The 17,604-nt window shown below is 50.7% G+C and carries 23 protein-coding genes; 1 reads left to right on the forward strand and 22 read right to left on the reverse strand.

Features of this window, described 5'->3' with window-relative positions:
• Window positions 1–2 precede the first annotated feature (2 nt).
• The 19 genes from AC0LWF_RS10010 to AC0LWF_RS10100 all read right to left on the reverse strand — a co-directional run bounded on the left by AC0LWF_RS10010 (window position 3) and on the right by AC0LWF_RS10100 (window position 14,732).
• Window positions 3–182 (reverse strand): DUF2768 family protein, encoded by a 180-nt coding sequence (locus AC0LWF_RS10010; protein WP_474651404.1) that lies wholly within the window; start codon window positions 180–182, stop codon window positions 3–5.
• A gap of 187 nt (window positions 183–369) precedes the next feature.
• Window positions 370–654 carry a stage VI sporulation protein F gene (locus AC0LWF_RS10015; RefSeq protein WP_474651405.1) on the reverse strand — a complete coding sequence of 95 codons (285 nt, stop codon included), beginning with the start codon at window positions 652–654 and terminating at the stop codon, window positions 370–372.
• A gap of 112 nt (window positions 655–766) precedes the next feature.
• Complete coding sequence (locus tag AC0LWF_RS10020) at window positions 767–1,792, reverse strand: NAD(P)H-dependent glycerol-3-phosphate dehydrogenase (RefSeq protein WP_474651406.1); 1,026 nt, start codon at window positions 1,790–1,792, stop codon at window positions 767–769.
• Between the two features lie 9 nt (window positions 1,793–1,801).
• A complete protein-coding gene (plsY, locus tag AC0LWF_RS10025; RefSeq protein ID WP_474651407.1) occupies window positions 1,802–2,398 on the reverse strand; it encodes a glycerol-3-phosphate 1-O-acyltransferase PlsY in 597 nt (198 codons plus the stop codon).
• A 77-nt stretch (window positions 2,399–2,475) separates the two neighbouring features.
• A complete protein-coding gene (gene der / locus AC0LWF_RS10030) occupies window positions 2,476–3,798 on the reverse strand; it encodes a ribosome biogenesis GTPase Der (RefSeq protein WP_474651408.1) in 1,323 nt (440 codons plus the stop codon).
• Between the two features lie 147 nt (window positions 3,799–3,945).
• A complete protein-coding gene (locus AC0LWF_RS10035) occupies window positions 3,946–4,125 on the reverse strand; it encodes a capping complex subunit for YIEGIA (RefSeq protein ID WP_474651409.1) in 180 nt (59 codons plus the stop codon).
• Window positions 4,118–5,065: a YIEGIA family protein gene (locus AC0LWF_RS10040; RefSeq protein ID WP_474651410.1), complete on the reverse strand. Its 948-nt coding sequence runs from the start codon at window positions 5,063–5,065 to the stop codon at window positions 4,118–4,120. Before AC0LWF_RS10040 ends, AC0LWF_RS10035 begins: the two co-directional genes overlap by 8 nt.
• A gap of 3 nt (window positions 5,066–5,068) precedes the next feature.
• On the reverse strand, window positions 5,069–5,695 hold the full coding sequence (locus AC0LWF_RS10045; RefSeq protein ID WP_474651411.1) for a YphA family membrane protein: 627 nt from the start codon (window positions 5,693–5,695) through the stop codon (window positions 5,069–5,071).
• Window positions 5,696–5,835: 140 nt separating this feature from the next.
• Window positions 5,836–7,080: a 30S ribosomal protein S1 gene (gene rpsA, locus AC0LWF_RS10050; protein ID WP_474651412.1), complete on the reverse strand. Its 1,245-nt coding sequence runs from the start codon at window positions 7,078–7,080 to the stop codon at window positions 5,836–5,838.
• Between the two features lie 151 nt (window positions 7,081–7,231).
• Complete coding sequence (locus AC0LWF_RS10055; RefSeq protein ID WP_474651413.1) at window positions 7,232–7,810, reverse strand: lysophospholipid acyltransferase family protein; 579 nt, start codon at window positions 7,808–7,810, stop codon at window positions 7,232–7,234.
• A 3-nt stretch (window positions 7,811–7,813) separates the two neighbouring features.
• Window positions 7,814–8,509 (reverse strand): (d)CMP kinase, encoded by a 696-nt coding sequence (gene cmk / locus AC0LWF_RS10060; protein ID WP_474651750.1) that lies wholly within the window; start codon window positions 8,507–8,509, stop codon window positions 7,814–7,816.
• A 124-nt stretch (window positions 8,510–8,633) separates the two neighbouring features.
• Window positions 8,634–8,810 (reverse strand): hypothetical protein, encoded by a 177-nt coding sequence (locus AC0LWF_RS10065; protein WP_474651414.1) that lies wholly within the window; start codon window positions 8,808–8,810, stop codon window positions 8,634–8,636.
• A 100-nt stretch (window positions 8,811–8,910) separates the two neighbouring features.
• Entirely contained in the window at window positions 8,911–9,564 is a 654-nt protein-coding gene (locus tag AC0LWF_RS10070) for a flagellar brake protein (protein ID WP_474651415.1), read from the reverse strand.
• Between the two features lie 119 nt (window positions 9,565–9,683).
• Window positions 9,684–11,018 (reverse strand): germination protein YpeB, encoded by a 1,335-nt coding sequence (gene ypeB, locus AC0LWF_RS10075; protein ID WP_474651416.1) that lies wholly within the window; start codon window positions 11,016–11,018, stop codon window positions 9,684–9,686.
• A gap of 105 nt (window positions 11,019–11,123) precedes the next feature.
• Entirely contained in the window at window positions 11,124–11,282 is a 159-nt protein-coding gene (locus tag AC0LWF_RS10080) for a hypothetical protein (protein WP_177182557.1), read from the reverse strand.
• A gap of 50 nt (window positions 11,283–11,332) precedes the next feature.
• Window positions 11,333–12,028, reverse strand: a complete 696-nt coding sequence (gene prsW, locus AC0LWF_RS10085; RefSeq protein WP_474651417.1) for a glutamic-type intramembrane protease PrsW — start codon at window positions 12,026–12,028, stop codon at window positions 11,333–11,335.
• Between the two features lie 87 nt (window positions 12,029–12,115).
• A complete protein-coding gene (locus AC0LWF_RS10090; protein WP_474651751.1) occupies window positions 12,116–13,357 on the reverse strand; it encodes a Glu/Leu/Phe/Val family dehydrogenase in 1,242 nt (413 codons plus the stop codon).
• Between the two features lie 160 nt (window positions 13,358–13,517).
• Entirely contained in the window at window positions 13,518–14,123 is a 606-nt protein-coding gene (locus tag AC0LWF_RS10095; RefSeq protein WP_474651418.1) for a genetic competence negative regulator, read from the reverse strand.
• A gap of 270 nt (window positions 14,124–14,393) precedes the next feature.
• Window positions 14,394–14,732, reverse strand: coding sequence for a hypothetical protein (locus AC0LWF_RS10100; protein WP_474651419.1), 339 nt, complete (start codon window positions 14,730–14,732; stop codon window positions 14,394–14,396).
• Between the two features lie 180 nt (window positions 14,733–14,912).
• Between AC0LWF_RS10100 and AC0LWF_RS10105 the strand changes: the two genes are divergently transcribed.
• The gene (locus AC0LWF_RS10105) at window positions 14,913–15,881 is read left to right on the forward strand and encodes a polysaccharide deacetylase family protein (RefSeq protein ID WP_474651420.1); all 969 of its coding nucleotides are present in this window, start codon (window positions 14,913–14,915) and stop codon (window positions 15,879–15,881) included.
• Here the strand turns inward: AC0LWF_RS10105 and AC0LWF_RS10110 are convergent.
• The 3 genes from AC0LWF_RS10110 to AC0LWF_RS10120 are packed head-to-tail and all read right to left on the reverse strand — an operon-like array spanning window position 15,847 to window position 17,573.
• Window positions 15,847–16,695, reverse strand: a complete 849-nt coding sequence (locus tag AC0LWF_RS10110) for a metallophosphoesterase (protein ID WP_474651421.1) — start codon at window positions 16,693–16,695, stop codon at window positions 15,847–15,849. The two genes, AC0LWF_RS10105 and AC0LWF_RS10110, sit on opposite strands and share 35 nt — an antisense overlap.
• A 47-nt stretch (window positions 16,696–16,742) precedes the next feature.
• Window positions 16,743–16,982 carry a hypothetical protein gene (locus AC0LWF_RS10115; RefSeq protein WP_474651422.1) on the reverse strand — a complete coding sequence of 80 codons (240 nt, stop codon included), beginning with the start codon at window positions 16,980–16,982 and terminating at the stop codon, window positions 16,743–16,745.
• The gene (locus AC0LWF_RS10120; RefSeq protein ID WP_474651423.1) at window positions 16,983–17,573 is read right to left on the reverse strand and encodes a CPBP family intramembrane glutamic endopeptidase; all 591 of its coding nucleotides are present in this window, start codon (window positions 17,571–17,573) and stop codon (window positions 16,983–16,985) included.
• Window positions 17,574–17,604: the final 31 nt, after the last annotated feature.

A 17,604-nucleotide genomic window follows, 5' to 3' on the forward strand; every position in this document is an offset into this window, starting at 1 on the left:
AATTAGGCGATGGAGAATAGGCCGAGTAGCCCGCCAATTACAAGAAGCAGAAAAGCAGTCGTCGAGAGAATTCCCCGCAATATGCCTTTCGTCTTCAGCCTTGCCAGCGATATCATAACCGCAGCGATTGCCATTAAACCGATGCCTACAAAGGACACCCACATCTTCATCATTGGATCCATAATGCTTACGACCACCTTGTGCGCCAATTATGCATATTATTATAACACTTGTACGGTTTAATCAGCTACTTTTGCTGTAAATTACGGGCATCTGCGCAGAAGGCTATTGTATAGAAAAAAGGACTTTCGCAGTAAGCGGGCCAGGCAGCTGCCTAAGGCCGGTCGCTTCATACGAAAGTCACTACCATTACTTCTTAAGCAGCATAATCTTCATCAGCGTTTCGAGGTTACTCATATTCATGCCGCTCTTCTTCACGGCTCCAACGATGTCGTTAATCGTTTTGTCCGTCACAGGCACTTTCGCCATCGCAGATACGCTCATAATCAGCTTCCGAAGCTCTTCTTCGCTCTGCATTGTATCTTCAGTCACGCCGCTGGCAAGCTTCTTCACGGCGCCTTCTGTTACTGGCTTCCCTGTCTTCTTGTTCACAGCGCTCAGAACATCTTTGGAAAGATCCTTCTTACCGCTCAACTCCAGTCCCTCCTTCAAGTTTTTACAGCGTTAGGTAAAAACTTGCAATCGCTAGCCACCTGCCGTGAGGTGCTCCTAGCATCATATGAGGGAGGGATAAAGATGGTGTAGGCTATACGCCTGCCATGTCTTCTGTCTCGTGTGTGCGGCCGCGGCCCATGAGCGACTCAACTGCGCTGCGTGGCGTCTTGTTCTGGAAGAGCACGGCGAACAGCTGCTCCGTAATCGGCATCTCGACTCCGTAGTGATGAGCCAGCTCACGCGCTGCACTTGTCGTGCGCACGCCTTCGACGACCATGCCCATCTTGCTCAGCACCTCGTCAAGCGAGAGTCCTTCCGCCAGCATGGAGCCTGCGCGCCAATTGCGGCTGTGCTTGCTCGTACAGGTGACGACAAGGTCGCCGACTCCGGCGAGACCGGCGAAAGTTAGCGGGCTTGCGCCCATTGCCGTGCCGAGGCGGCTAATTTCCGCCAATCCTCGCGTCAGCAGCGCAGCCTTCGCATTGTCGCCGAAGCCAAGCCCATCCGTCAGCCCGGCGCCGAGCGCGATGATATTCTTAATGGCACCGGCAACCTCAACGCCGATGACATCCTTGTTCGTGTAGACGCGGAAGTGGCGCGTAATGAACGCATCCTGCGCCTTCTCCGCAGTTTCGATGCTGGCAGATGCGACAACAACCGTTGTCGGCAGCCGTCTGACGACTTCCTCTGCATGGCTTGGACCCGACAGAACGACAAGCCGCTCAATCGGGATTTGGAGCTCTTCCGCCAGCACAGTCGTCATCCGTTTGTATGTAACGGATTCAAAGCCTTTCGTCGCATGGACGCAAATCGCGTCAGGCTCCAAGAATGGCTGCGCCAGCCTCGCAACATCGCGCATCGCTGCGGACGGTGCTGCGAAGAGGACAAGCTCTGCTCCCGTAACGGCATGCTTCATATCCGTTGCAGCCGTAATGTTTTCTGGCAGGATCGCATCATTCAAATACCGGCTATTCGTATGGCGTGTATTGATCTCATCAGCTTGCGCCTCACCTCGTGTCCAAAGCGCAACGTCATATTGATTGTCTGCCAGAACTGTGGCCAGTGCCGTTCCCCAGCTTCCCGCAACGAGTACAGCTACTTTACGTTTCGTCGACATAGAGGCCTCCTACCCTTTTCTAGCACCAAGCTTATTCTCTTTACCTTGCAGCAGCTTGACAATATTCGTGCGGTGTCGAATGAATGCGAGAATACAAACAATTAGTCCTGCCCACACATAGGACATCGGCTTATCGCTTACATTCCATATGAAAATAGGTACGAGCAGGGCAAAAATAAGCGAGCCTAGCGAGACGAAGCGAGTAATCGCGATAATAACAATCGCAACGATACCGGCAATAAGCGTCGGGATAAAAGCAAGCGTCGCCATCGCGCCGACAGTAGTCGCAATGCCTTTGCCGCCCTTGAAGCCGAACCATACCGGCCAGTTATGCCCGAAGATCGCCGCCAGCGCGCACAGCACCGGTCCCCAATCTCCGCCAGCCATGTAGATGCCAAGCAGAACCGCTACGACACCTTTTGCAATATCAAGCAAGAATACCGCGATGCCTGGACCTTTGCCCAGTACGCGCAGCGTGTTGGTCGCCCCTGCGTTGCCACTGCCATGCTGGCGAATGTCGATTCCTTTTACCCATTTTGCAATTAATATGCTGAATGATAGCGAACCAACCAAATAACTAATGAGAATCGCAAGGACAGTATACACGAATAATCGCCTCTTTCTTCATAAATGCAGCAAACTGGTGCCCCGTGAACGGGACACCAGAAACGGACGCTGCAAAATTAATCTTCGTCTGATTTCTTTCTTGTGAAGATACGGACTGGTGTGCCTTCAAACTGGAAGGCTGCACGAATCTTATTCTCGAGGTAACGCTCATACGAGAAATGCATCATGTCCGGATCATTTGCAAACAGCACGATCGTCGGCGGCTTCACGGCCACCTGTGTCGCGTAATTGATACGCAGACGTCTGCCTTTGTCCGATGGAGGCGGATTAATAGCAATCGCATCCGATACAACATCGTTCAAGACATGCGTCGGAATACGCAGCGCATGCTGCTCCGACACGTGCTGTACTACAGGCAGCAGCTTATGCAAACGCTGCTTCGTCTTCGCCGAGAGGAATACAACCGGCGCGTACGTCATGAACAAGAAGTGATCGCGAATCGTCTTCTCGAAATTTTGCATCGTCTTGTCATCCTTCTCGACGACATCCCATTTGTTTACGACGAAGACCGCCGCTTTGCCCGCTTCATGTGCGTAGCCGGCAATATGCTTGTCCTGTTCGATGATGCCTTCCTCACCGCTTATGAGCACAAGAGCTACATCCGCACGCTCGATCGCCTTCAAGGCACGCATGACGCTATACTTCTCCGTCGATTCGTACACTTTACCGCGCTTACGCATACCCGCTGTATCAATGAGCACATATTTCTGACCGTCACGCTCGAATGGCGTATCGATCGCATCGCGCGTAGTGCCCGCTACGTTGCTGACAATAACGCGCTCTTCGCCGAGCAGTGCATTGACAAGCGAAGATTTGCCGACATTCGGGCGCCCGATTAGAGCAACACGGATGACATCGTCTTCATACTCGTCTTCCACTTCCTCTGGCAGCTTCTCGACAGCCGCGTCAAGCAGATCGCCGATGCCCATGCCGTGTGCGCCTGAGATCGCAACCGGATCACCGAAGCCGAGATTATAAAACTCATAAATATCGTCGCGGCGGTTCAAGTTATCGACCTTGTTCACCGCTACAACGATCGGTTTGCGCGAACGAAGCAGCATCTGCGCCACTTCATCGTCCGCATGCGTCAGCCCTGCTTTCGCATCAACCATAAAAATAATAACATCCGCTTCTTCAACGGCAAGCTCCGCCTGCATCCGGACGGACTTCATAATTTCGTCTTCGCCGTCGATTTCGATACCTCCGGTATCGACAATACTGAACACACGGCCGTTCCATTCGCCGGAACCGTACAGACGATCGCGGGTAACGCCAGGTTTATCTTCAACGATCGCAAGGCGATCGCCGATTACACGATTGAATATCGTAGACTTCCCCACGTTTGGCCGCCCAACAATGGCAATAATGGGTTTAGACATAGTTTCACTCCTCAAATTCTCTTGCCGACTATGATGATGAGACTTATGTGGCAACAGCAACCAATTTGTTTAGTAAAGATTGGGTACCTCAAATACTCACGCCTACCATCATAGCAAAAAACAGCGGGAATGGCTAACATTTCATGATTAGTGATGACTGACCAGAATAAAGCATCCGTTCTTTAAATCGTGTACGGCCGCATCCAATATTTTCTCGAGCAGAAACGCGGTTGCCTCACGCTTCTCTTCGTCAGGCTCAACAAAGATTGGAGCGCCGCCGGCCACCTTCTCATGCTCCGTCGTAATAATCGCTACAATTTTAGCCATGCTGCCGTTCTCCTTCCTGCTTATTCACGCTCGCCTCTGTTGGCATCCGCACCGCAGATTCCAGAATTGGAACTTTCTGAACGACTGCCATCGCTTTCTCCGGATCCAGCTCATGAGGCAGCAGGAAGATCGCAAGACGTCCATCTCTCATATCGAGCTTCGCGAGCGGCACGAGTGCAGGCTCACCATCGTCCCGATGAACGCCGAGTATCGTGCAAAGATCGAACAGAATCGCTTGCCTCTGGCCGAGATTGCTCAGCGTCGCCTTCCCGTTCGGATTGTACGGCTTCAGAATAATGCCGAGGCCTCGCTCCGCAATCAGCTGCTGATTCACTTTAAGTCCGACGTTCATGATGTAAATATCGCCGACGAGGAGATCCGGCCCGTTAACTACGACAGGAGCGATTTCCGCTTTCGCTATATGCGAGATAGACTTGCCTGATTTCAACCGATTGACGAGCAGCAGCGAGAGGATCCCCATAATAACGCCGAAAGGCAGCCCGAGCGACAGCGAAGCTAAGCTTGTCAAGAGCGCAGATAGAATAACGAGATAGTTGCGTCCTTCGAACACCATCGCGGTTCCTTCGATATAGGTAGATCCGCGGGACACAAGTTCCATGCTGTCGATCTTCGTCAATGTCTCCCGTTCCATGTTGCGGACATCGCGGAACTGCTGCGCTGCCAGCGTTAAGAACGTAATCGCCGTAAAGTCCTTCTTATACATCGCCGGAACAGCTACCGCGCCAAGCGCCGCTGCGATTACGCCAAGCGCAATATGGATAATGCGTCCATGCGGGTACGTCGGATATTGCCGGTAGTCCGATCGCAGCATCGAGAGCCGTGCAGTAATACCAAAAGCTACTCCAAGCAGAATGCCTAACAATACATGGTGCGGATGGCCTGCTAACAAATCGGTCCAAATGTGTTTGAGATCAAACATCCGTTATGCGCTCCCTCCCCTTTCGCCTCGGCCCTCCAACATTCGCAGCGTCTTCTCTTTGAGCCAGTGCTTCACATTCCCTGTCAATCTCGCAGCGCATAGAGCAATAACAAGACCATCCCACCATGTTGCAGTACCAATCATAAGCGGTTTCGAAAGCGCAATTGGGCTCAGAAGATGACTGCCCTCTGAGAGCACTGCGGCGAGTACGACAATGATGAATTGAGATTTAAACCGATCTGCGAGAAGCCCTGCGAACAAGCCTGCAAGAAGCGGTCCGTCCCATACGGGATGCACGACGATAAACACAGGATCGATGCCGTAGATATAGCGCATCCACATCCACATAAATCCGGTCAACAGCGCGGAGAACAAGACAAAGAGCATCGCGCCGACATTTCGCATGGCAATCAAGAGTGCAGCAGCTAATGTTACAGCGAGCAATCCGCTGCCTGTAATGCCGGCAGCTTCACCAATCGGCAGCTGAACGTAGTGCAGCAGCAGCGCGAACAAGATAAAGTACACGATTACTCGGTGCGGAACCCCATCCGTTACATGCTCCTTCCAGCCGGTCATGTACAAAATAGCCGCCATCGAAAGAAGCCAGAACGCAATAAATCCATCATTCACGATTGGTTTCACCTCATTGCCCTATTATGCGCCGCAAATGGTGAACCTAATCCAGTGCAGGGGCTAACAGGCAGCGGCAACCGTAAAATAAAAAAGAGCCGCCCCGCTAAGGGGCAGCTCTTTCAAGTAACTGAAACCAATTATTTCAATTTGCTCAACTTATCGCCGAAACGTTCAGCAAGCGTGAAGCTCATGCTTTCGTTGCTGAGCGAAACGTTCGGGTTGTTCAGCTCGACTTTAGGCTGGCGTGGTGCACGCTCGCCGCGTTCGCCGCGCGGTCTTTCTTCGCGAGGAGCTTGCTCAGGAGCTTCCTCAGTTTCTTTAATGCTGAGGGAAACACGCTTCTCAGCAGGGTTGAAATCAAGGATCTTCGCTTTCACTTCTTGACCTTCTTGAACAACTTCGTTCGGAGTTGCTACATGACGGTGTGCAAGCTGCGAAATGTGTACCAAGCCTTCAACGCCAGGCGCGATTTCGACGAATACGCCGAAGCTCACGATACGGCGAACGGTACCCGTTACGATGTCACCGATATTGAATTGGCCGCCGGATTGCTCCCAAGGACCTGGTTGCGCTGCTTTAATGCTCAGGCTGATCTTGCCGTTAGCCGGATCAACTTTAAGTACTTTCACGCGCACGGATTGGCCTTCTGCCACAACATCCTTCGGATGTGCAACATGCTGCCAGGACAGCTCGGATACGTGAACGAGGCCGTCGATGCCGCCGATATCAACGAATGCGCCGAATGGAGTCAAACGTTGTACCGTGCCATCAAGCTCTTGGCCAATTTGCAGGCCGCTGATGATCGTTTGTTTATTTTGTTCGAAATCGGCATCAAGAACTTCTTTCGCAGAAAGGATTACTTTGTTGTTTTCTTTATCGATTTCTTTCACTTTCACGCGAAGCGTGCGTCCTTTGTAATCGCTGAAATCTTCTACGAAATGACGCTCCACCATGGAAGCTGGAATGAATCCGCGTACGCCAACATCGGCTACAAGGCCGCCTTTAACTACGTCAGCGACAGTTACTTCGAATACTTCACCGGAATCGAAGCGGCTTTGCAAGGAATCCCAAGCGCGCTCGCCGTCGATTACTTTTTTGGAAAGAACGAGCTTTTCTTTCTCATCGTCAATGCTTACAACTTTCAGTTGTACTTCTTGACCAACTTGAACAGCATTTGCTGCGCTGTCGAGCTGTACGGAGGAAAGCTCACGGAGGGGAATAACGCCGTCATATTTATATCCAAGGCTAACGAACACTTGGTTATCTTCGATTTTGACGATCGTACCATTAACGGTGTCCCCTTTTTTCAAGGACACGAAATTGTCCATAGCTTCTTGGCTTTCCTGACTTACGGATTCTTGAACTTTTGTTTCTTCTGACATCGAAAATACCTCCTCAATTCATACCCCAACTTTATTTAAACGTGCAGCCTCAGATTGAAACACACCTCGCAGGAGCACCGTCTAAAACGCTAATAAAACCAGCTTCGCGATCCCGACACTAGCAGTCGGATGCGACTCGCTCTTACACTACTTACCCTTCCTTCACCATCGAGCGAATGCTCGCCATAATGGTGTCGGTTACACGCTCAAGCACATCAGATGATGAATCTTGAATAAAGGCCGTCATATCAATAGGCTTGCCATACTTAATGCGCATCTTACGGAATAAACGATAACGACCGATAATAGCCACCGGGATTACGACTGCACCGCTTCGGAGCGCGATCATCGCGGCCCCTTTCTTGCCTGCACTGTTGTCACCCGCACTTCTTGTACCTTCGGGGAATATCCCCATCACATTGCCTTCCTTCAGCAGCGTTATCGCCGTTCGGATTGCATCCTTGCTGACACCGCCCCGTTTCACCGGAAATGCGCCAAGCGTCCTGATGAGCTTGCCTAAGAGCGGAACCTCGAAGAGCTCTGCCTTGGCCATATAATGGACCTTGCGTCGCAGCTTCGTTCCGACTGTCGGCGGATCAAACAGGCTAATATGATTGGAACAAAGAACGACTGGCCCATCGGCAGGTATGTTCTCCATCCCCGTCGCTTCAAATCTGAAACAGACGGCGTAGATGATGCGCAGCAGACCACGGCAGATGTTGTATATCATAGTTTACTTCGCCTCCACCGTTTTGGTTCGGCATAAGTCTAGAATAACTGTGACAACTTGGTCAATTGACAGCTCTGTACTGTCAACAACTACAGCATCCTTCGCACAGGTTAGCGGAGATATCTCTCTGCTCTCATCGCTCCGATCACGTTCGGCGATTTCTTTCTCCAGTTGTTCAAGCGGTACGCTCTCGCTCCCGCTTAGCTCCTGGAACCGGCGAAGCGCCCTGACTCCCACGCTGGCGATTAGAAACACCTTCACTTCCGCATTCGGTAGCACATGCGAACCAATATCCCGTCCATCCATGACAATGCCTTTCATTGCTGCAAGGTGCCGCTGCATCTCAACGAGTTTCTTGCGAACCGCTTCATGAGATGCGATCTCAGATACCTGCAAGGTAACTTCGCGCGATCTGATCGCTGTCGTAATATCCTCGCCGTTCAAGCGGACAAGCTGTCCGTCTGGCCCTGGTTCGAGTGCAATCTCAACTGTTGTCATGAGCTCTGACAGTCTTGCCGCGTCACTAGCCGGAATGCCGGCCCGGTTCGCTGCGTAAGCGACTGCCCGGTACATCGCGCCTGTATCTATGTAGACATATCCTAACTGCTGCGCGACTTTGCGGGCGACGGTGCTCTTGCCTGCACCTGCTGGACCGTCGATCGCCACATTAATGCGGCTGCCCATGTTTCCCCCATCCATGCCCAACTTCCGTTGCCTCCTTGACTGTAACCTTGCGCGAATCGCCATTAAAAAAGCAGGCTCTGCCTGCGATAGTGAAAATTATACCACAGCACAAACCCAAGTGCAAAGAACGAGATGCCTGCTAGAAGGGGGTTCCTTCCAGCCGATCAACGCCCGTCACCCATAATCGAACCGCTGGAATTTGCAGTGCCAGCTGGCTTAAGAGGATTGCGGCAAGCAGCACAATAATGATCATTTTTAGTACTTTCGTCACGTTATCGAAGGCGGCCTCATAATGCTTCTGAGATCGGTCAACCATGGAACAAGCCTCCTCGTATTCGAACAAAGCTGCTCGAGATTAAGGCTAGCTTTTCCACACGTGGCAAACCTTATGCACTATGCGCATGCACTTATATGTACTATCTCTTGCGGAAATCCAGCTGACGTTCAAAGCAATAGCGAATGATGCGCTGTCTCTCGCTGTCATTAATCGTCGAGAACTTCGCCATGATCTGATTCTTCCCGCTCTCGAGCGGCTTGACGCGAACCACTTCCGCTTTGAACTGGGAGTGATCGATCGAACCGTTCCGGTAAGGTACAAGCAGCCAGCAATCGAGATCCATGCCTTGCTTAATCGGCCACTTCCCATCGATCAGGAACGAAATCCCGCCTCCGCCGACATCGTCAGTCATTCCAAGAATACGGATTTGACTCGCCAGCTTGATTGCAATTTCCAAATCAGCAGCAACACGCAAGAAATTACGGCGCTGCACCTTCGTAATGGCTTCAAGCTCCGGTTTGCGAATTCGAATCAGCTTAACGCCATCCTCCAAAAAGCCTAAGACATGGCTGTTAAAATAGTTCTTTACGCCTTCTTCAGAGACGAAATAAGCAGAAATCTCATCGCCAAGGAACAATCGTTTCAAGCGCCCCGTCTTCTCCAAGATTGGCACTTCAATCAGCAATTCTTCCCCGACAATATCAGCAATTCTGGACTTATACTCAACAGCCGCTTCCTCTTCATCGGAAGAAGCAACGTGCAAGAATAGAAACTGGTTTATCTTTGGCAGCATCTAAGCTTCCCCCCTCCAATAGTTCGATTATAGCATAGGCTGTCGAAATTTGGGGAGGAGCCTGAAAATAAAGAAAGGACGCGCATCCGTGCAGGTGCGCGCCTTTTATAAGGTTTTCGTTACTCCGGCATTTGCTCGATGGACTCCTCGACGCCAGTTACCGCGTTCACGTAAATTTTGTACAACACGCCATTAATATTGCCTACAAACTCATAGCAAAGCACTTCTTCACCCAAGTCGTTATCAATTAGCGACATTTGCTCCTTCTTCACCTTGAAGTCAGGATTTAGCACGGCGCGAGCTTCTGCGCTCATCAGCTTCGGCTTCGGCAAATTGCGCTTATGATGCTCATAGACGTAATCAGCAGCCTGCAACCCGACAGCTTCGCCGTTGTCGAGCGCGATCTTAACCGTCAGCTTCTCTGGATAGATCAGCACGCCATTCTGATTCGTCACACAGGTAAACACAGCCGTCGAATCATTCTTATCATATGTGATAGCTTTCATCTTCGGATAACCGTGTCTTGCAAGAAAATCAGCAGCCTTCTGCTTCGCCGTCTCGACTGAAACGATTGGTTTACCGACATTGCGCGGGTTCTCGTACCAGATCAGCTGTGCGCCCTGCTGGGTGTAGTCGAGCTCAATCGGATTGTCAGCGCCATTTTCTTTGTATGTAGCCGAGTATGACTCGTATTCGGTCCCTTTACCGTTCTCGGTGACGCGAATGCCCTTCGGATCATCGAGCTTCAGAAACTTTGCAGCAAGCCGCTTGATATCCTCTGGCGTACTCTTCTTGCCTGCAAGCATCTTCACCGTACGTTTCTCATACATGCTGGCAACCGAGGGACCCCAGTTGATTTCCGGATATTCGCTAACCTTCTTATCCACCGTCTTGAAGCCGTCGATAATCGTATTGTCCAGCGTCGATTTCTCGGTAGCAAGCGCAATCTCGACGTCCATCCAGCGCAAATTGTTCGCGATAACTTTATCCTGCACGCCGTAAAGCGATTTGGAGATGTCATCCGAGTCTTGGTACAGCGTCTTCAGCGTCTTAAACTCAGCAGGAGAGAGCGGGGTTTTGCTCAAATCCCGAACCGAGGTTTTATAAGAGAAATTGGCGATTTTCGATAAAAACTCCTCTGTCTTGCTGAACGGCAGCAGCGTAAGCGGCAGTTGGTTAATCTCGTTCTGCGCCTCGCTCGTAAGCCGCCATACATTCACAAGCCCTTTCCGGTGGAACGCTTGCGACGTGCTGTTCACCGCCAGCGTATTGCCAAGCTCCCGATGCAGCTGATCAACATGGTAGGACAGATCATGAAATGCCCGCTGGTACTGGTTCTCAGCTTTTATCAGGATGGAGTTTTTCTCCTGATGCTCTTGATAACCCCAATAGATCGAGCCGATGAAGAATAGCGTCATCACCGGAAACAGTATAGCGCTCAATCGACGATACATATGGCAAAAGCTCCTTTCGTATGCAAAACCTGGTGTTAGTTTGGTTTGCCGAAAGGAGCTTTATTCATTTTTGGAAACATATCCTGTTCTCTGACTTAAGACATGCTATAATGCGACCTCTTCCACGTCAAAATCATGGATGTTATTGCATAAGCACTGTTTGAAGCCGGTATCAATCTTGTCTTTCTCTCTGCGGCCTCGAAGAACGAACTTCTCACCGCACAAATTGCACCGAATCGCTACTTTGACACGAGCCGAAATCATGGATACCTCCTGGGTCTTTAATGCTTTTTCCCTTATTATGGACGGATATCCTAAAGCTTAATCTCTTCCTCGTGCCCCAACATCCGAAACGGAGAGCCGGCGTTAGCCCGGTTCATCTTGCGGACGCCTTTAATCCATAGATATACCATAAGCGGGACGATAAACCATGCCCAATACGTAGAGCCTGAGCCCATAATCCAGTCGTAGATGCCGTGCTCCAAGAGAGGCACCGCTGCAGCAAGGATCAGAAACTGCAGCATCTTCGGCTTCTCCGCGAATTTTGCTTTCCCTAAATAGTAGCCCATCGTCACGCCAAACAAAGCATGCCCCGACACTGGCAGCAGCGCACGAATAATCAGCGAGCCTACTGTTGCCGGCTGGAACACCGCATAAAGCACATTCTCAACCGTCGCGAAGCCTAGCGAGATCGCAACGGCATATACGATGCCATCGTAAGGCTCATCAAATTCGGTATGATTAAAAATAATATGGTACAGCACAAACCATTTGACCAGCTCTTCCACGCCTGCCGAGATGCCAAACGAGAAAAGGAACGGACTGTCGCCAAGCCACAGCACGAGCCCTCTCTGAAGCACCATAATCGGTAGTACGATGAGCACGCCTAGCAGAAATACCCGAATAACCATATGAATCGGCTCTGCGTCGTACCGATCCTTCAAATAGAAATACGTAAGCAGCGAAATGCCTGGCGCAACCGCAGCCGTTAAGATTGAGAAGAGCAGCATAGAAACGAATCACCTTCCGACGTAAAAACTTCTCGCGCGAGTAGCACCCTGCTCTTATAGCAGCAAGCGGCTGCGCGTCAGGATGTGTTATACCCAGCCGCGCAGCCGAACTGCTTCCGCCATTTTGCGCACGCCTACCATGTAGGCGGCAAGCCGCATATCTACTTTCTTCAGCATATGCAGCTCATAAACACTATTAAAGCCACGGATCATCATGTCGCGCAGCTTGGAATCCACTTCAGCTTCAGACCAATAGTAGCCTTGATTGTTCTGTACCCACTCGAAGTACGATACAATAACGCCGCCTGCACTTGCAAGCACATCCGGCACAAGCAGGATGCCCCGTTCTGTAACGGTGCGTGTCGCTTCGAGCGTCGTTGGGCCGTTCGCGGCCTCGACTATTATCTTAGCACGAATTCGATCTGCGTTGTCTGCCGTTATTTGGTTCTCGATCGCAGCAGGCACGAGCACATCGCAATCCAGCGTCAGCAGCTCATCGTTCGTGATCGTATTCTTGAATAGATTCGTGATGGTACCGAACGAATCACGGCGATCCATCAAATCTTCAATATCGAGTCCTTGCTCATTATACAACGCGCCGTTCACATCGGAAATACCTATAACCTTGGCTCCTGCGTCATGCATGAATTTCGCCAAGTAGCTGCCGGCGTTGCCGAAGCCTTGTATGACGATTCGCGAACCAGCGAGCGGAATGCCTTTCTTCGCCATCGCTTCGTCGATCATAATGGCGACGCCTCTTGCCGTTGCGCTTTCACGCCCCAGTGAACCGCCAAGCACGAGCGGCTTGCCGGTAATAAAGCCTGGCGAATCGAATTCGCGAATCCGGCTGTACTCATCCATCATCCACGCCATAATTTGCGAGTTCGTCATCACATCCGGCGCCGGGATGTCCTTCGTCGGCCCTACGATCTGGCTGATCGCTCTGACGTAGCCGCGGCTAAGCCGCTCAAGCTCCCGAAATGACATTTTGCGCGGATCGCAAATAATGCCGCCTTTGCCGCCGCCATATGGCAGATCGGCTATGCCGCACTTGATGCTCATCCAGATGGATAGCGCCTTCACTTCTATCTCATCGACATCCGGATGGAACCGGACGCCGCCTTTGGTCGGTCCTACTGCATCGTTATGCTGCGCCCGGAAACCGACGAATACCCGCGTCTTGCCATCATCCATCCGTACCGGAATCCGAACCGTCATCAAGCGCATCGGCTCTTTCAATAGCGCAATCATATCATCGCCATACCCAAGCTTCCGAAGCGCGTCTTCGATGACCGTTTGCGTCGAGGTCAATACATTGCTGTTCTCCATTCCATTCACAGGAATGTTCACCACCTTTTCCTTTGTAATATGAGCGGCAAAAGGTCAGGCTATGCGGTGAAACAAGAGTGCAGAACGTAACGCATAACAAACAAAAGCATCAGAAGTACGGAAAAACCGCATTCTGATGCTTTCATGACATTGGACTACTTTAGAAATGAGTGCAAATTTCGAGAACGGCTTTGGCAGGGACGATCACTTTACCGTATTCTTCAAGAACAGCGGTCGTGATTGAAGTCGCCTCTCCGTACTCGGCTAGCAGCGCAATAATCGCATGATAGCGCGGCAGCTCAAATCCAACAGGTTCGAACGCAAGCATATATTTACCGTTGTAGGCGTATAGACGTCCATCTTCGATCAGTTCGGCAGCCTTCAGCTGCTTACTTACGGAGATGACATCCTCGATGTCCCGAAACGCGTAAAGAACGATGTCGCTTTGTTCAAGCGTTACTTCCATCTCGTATACGTCTTCATCGTTCTCATCTTCCTGGGTGTGATCCTCGTTCTTCCCGTTCACTTTGCCGCGTGTCACGATAACGACCATTCCTTGAGCAGGCAGTGCGAACACTTCAACAGCAAGTGGGCCGTTGGCGTCAAAACCGAGCTCACTGTAGGCTTGATCCATCATTTCACTGAATAGCTCGTGCACCTTCGGAATTTCGCGCCACATGTCTTCCTTCTGGATCCCCCGCTCCAGCAAGTCGTCGAACGTCAGGAATATACGTATTTTGTCTTGATTGAGCCGTTCGATTTTCATGATAGGATCCTCCTCTTCGAAAAGCATCTGCTTCGTTCTCGGAGCAAAAACTGTCTTCGAAAGCACACTGAACGTGAACGCGTATCTGTTATACACAGCGTATGAAGCAAAAGCTGTTTGAGTGATTAAATTGTGCTATGTAACTATGTTAGCATGTCTGTGGGTGGAATACTACTCGCGGATACAAAAAAAGAATCGCTGCCTCGTCAATTGTTTATACGCAATTGAAGGGCAAAACGATTCTCTTTTCAGCACTTTATTTTGATTTTTTTAATGAGGTTTCGCTGCTTCCGCTTTAATTTCATCGACCTGCTGCTTAACTCCTGGATCACTATTTAGCAGCATCTCAATCTGGCTCCATGAATCTCTACCAGAACCGCCGCCTGCGGAGGCGCCTGTATGCTTTGGGACTGCATGCGACGCCTCGTGCGCAAATTGCCGGCTCACCATAGCACCCATTGCCTTACGTGTCACTCCGCGCGTCACTCCATTAAATGCTTGACCTGCAGCGCTGCTCGCCCATGCGAACATACCGGGACGCTTTCTCGCCACATAAGCCGCGGCCGCCATACCAGCAAGACCTCCAATAACAAATCCGGTCAATCTCACTCGTCAAACCTCCTTATGCTATGCTGCTGTAAGGCTCGCGTATAGATTGCCCTAGGCAGATTCGTTCATCCCAGCACAAATAAAGGAAGTAGTAAAGTTCGTGACAAAATCGAAATATGATACAATGAGGGCATTGTTTTGGAAGCGAATGCAGCCATGGGCAACAGGAGGTTTACTTATATGCCGAAACGACGTGCATACCAGATCAGTATCGCTACAATGGTGATGTTTCTAGCCTTGACTGGCTGCGGATCCTCGGGCAGCAATACGAAGACAGCTGTAAACAATCAAACGAATGAGGCATCGACCGGTTCTGGATCAACAAACACGAACGCGAACGCGAATACGAATACGAAATCAGAAACAAATCAGGAGCCTGCGGACAATGGCCAGACCGGCAATAATGCGAATCAAGGGACGACGAATACAGCCCCTGCCGATTCGAACCAAGCCGACAATCCGCCGATAGCGGTAGCACCGAAGAAGCTATACCGAATGAACAAAGTATACAGCTTCGTACCCATCGATAAGACGACGACCACGAACAAAGTCGTCCTTCTTACGTTTGATGATGGGCCCAAAGCTGACAAAACGGTCACTGCCCTGCTGGATACATTAGATAAGCATAAAGCGAAGGCCATCTTCTTCGTAAACGGGTACCGAGTAAAGGCACATCCGGAGCTGCTCAAAAAAATAGCCGATCGTGGGCAGACGATCGGCAACCATTCTTGGGATCATATCGACTTAAAGAAAGAAACGGAAGCTTCAGTGAAGAAGCAGATCGGCGATGTACAGCAAATTGTGAAGGATGTCACCGGAAAGGAACCCGTCTTCTTCCGCCCTCCGTTCGGCAATGGCAATGCTTTCGTGAAGAGCGTCGTTCGGGGCCACGGGATGCTCTATATGACTTGGTCGGACGGCTCGCTCGACTGGGACGCAAGCACGAAGGATAAGCCGGACAAAGTCATTGCGAACGTGCTCGAGCAGCTTCATCCGGGCGTCAACATTCTCATGCATGAGCTGCCTTGGACAACAGAAGCATTGGATACACTGCTTACGAAGCTCGAAGAGAAAGGTTATGGATTCATCGATCCGGATACGATCGATCTTGAGCTTAATTCTCCCCCTGCCGCGCAGACCGCAAAGTAATGCGATGCAGCTCCGGCGGGGTCATAAACCGGATCGGCAAGCCAGAGGTGCCGAATCCGCAGCTTACGAACAACCGGGTCAGCTTTGGCCCGGTTGTTCGCTTGCCCGCAAGCTCAAACCAGCCCCGCACGTACTGCGAGTCGCTCTTCCTACGCAGGACAGGCCCGATGAATGGAAGTGCAATCTGCCCGCCATGTGTATGGCCTGCCAGGATGAGATCTACAGCTGCATCATCAGGCAGCCTCGTTGCCAGAATCGGCGCATGCGCAAGCACAATGGTGCACAACTCGCCGCCATCCTCCGGCTCCCTTAGCGCAAGCGACAGCCGATCCCGCCTTGTGCGCGGATCATCAACACCGACGAGCCGGACTCGCCTTCCATCCCGCTGCTCCAGCACGACCGATTCGTTCACAAGCACGCGGACACGTTCCTCTGCGAGCATCACTTCCAAAGCTCTCATATCTTCATCAAAGTCATGATTGCCATAGACGAGGTAGATCGGCGCGATACGTGCCAGCTTCTGAATGTTGCTGCGGGTGCGCTCGAGCGGTACATTCCGTTCCCTAAGATCGCCACCGATCAGCACCAAATCTGCTCCTCCGGCTGCAATACACTTCTCTATCATTTTCTCAGGAATGATGCGGCGGTGAATATCCGAGATAAATAAGAGGTTTGTACCATCGAACGATGCCGGAAGCCGCTCCAGCACAGCGCTCTGTTCATCCAAACGATACTGATAGGACAAAATGACGAATAAGGCATAGCAAAACAATCCAACTATAACAACCGCTGCGGCTGCAAGCAGAAATATCACAATCGTTAGCTCTCCTTTCTATTAGTAGAGAGAGAACCGCAAAGTCACTAAGAGTATTGTCGCCCCCACAATAGCAATCCAATCATTAGCAGCACAAACAGAGCAATTACGAAACGGAAGAACCATTTCGTCATTTGCTGTTTATTGGATGGGTGGGCCTCTCTGCGCGAAGAAAGCTCCTTGTTCTCTTGTTCATTACCTGTACGTTGTTTCGATGTCATCTTATTATTGCTTCTTGCTTGATCTGGAACAGCATTTCGTCTGCCAAATTTCTCTACTCTGCTCATTTATGCCCTCCGAAAACGTATAACCAGACCCATTATCAAATCAATCAAGAAGTGCGCTGTTATTGGCGCCCATAAGGTACCGGTCTTAATATAGATCCAGCCAAGCGCGTAGCTAATCGCGAACACAAGGCCAGTTGGAATCCAGTGGCGAAGATAGCGGACATGGATTGTTGCGAAGATTATGCTCGTCCAATAGGGCCCGATATGATACTGCACGGCTCCACGGAAAAGCGTTTCTTCGCATATCGCGACAATGAGTGATATTACAGCGATATGCCATACAGGCCGATTGCCGAATATTCGCTCATTCACGCCTCCGTCATCGTTTGCTTCCTCTGGAACAAACCTCGCAACAAGCAGATCCACGACGATGACAGCAGCGGCTAATCCGACTCCCCAGTAAAGGTAGTCCAACTGGCTAGCCTTGGAGAATAAAAAGAATGGATTGCGATGCTGAAATAATAGCCAGATAAAACCGATAACTAAAGTAATCGCCTGTGTGGCGTATAAATTAATAAGCAGCATTCGATCATCCAGTTGGTCTATGCTTATTGTTTTCAGCTTTATATTTCGAATGTCGAATTTCTTCATGTTCAGCTCCTGGCATGGAAGGTTGATATTT

The organism is Paenibacillus sp. sgz302114 (assembly GCF_056120345.1).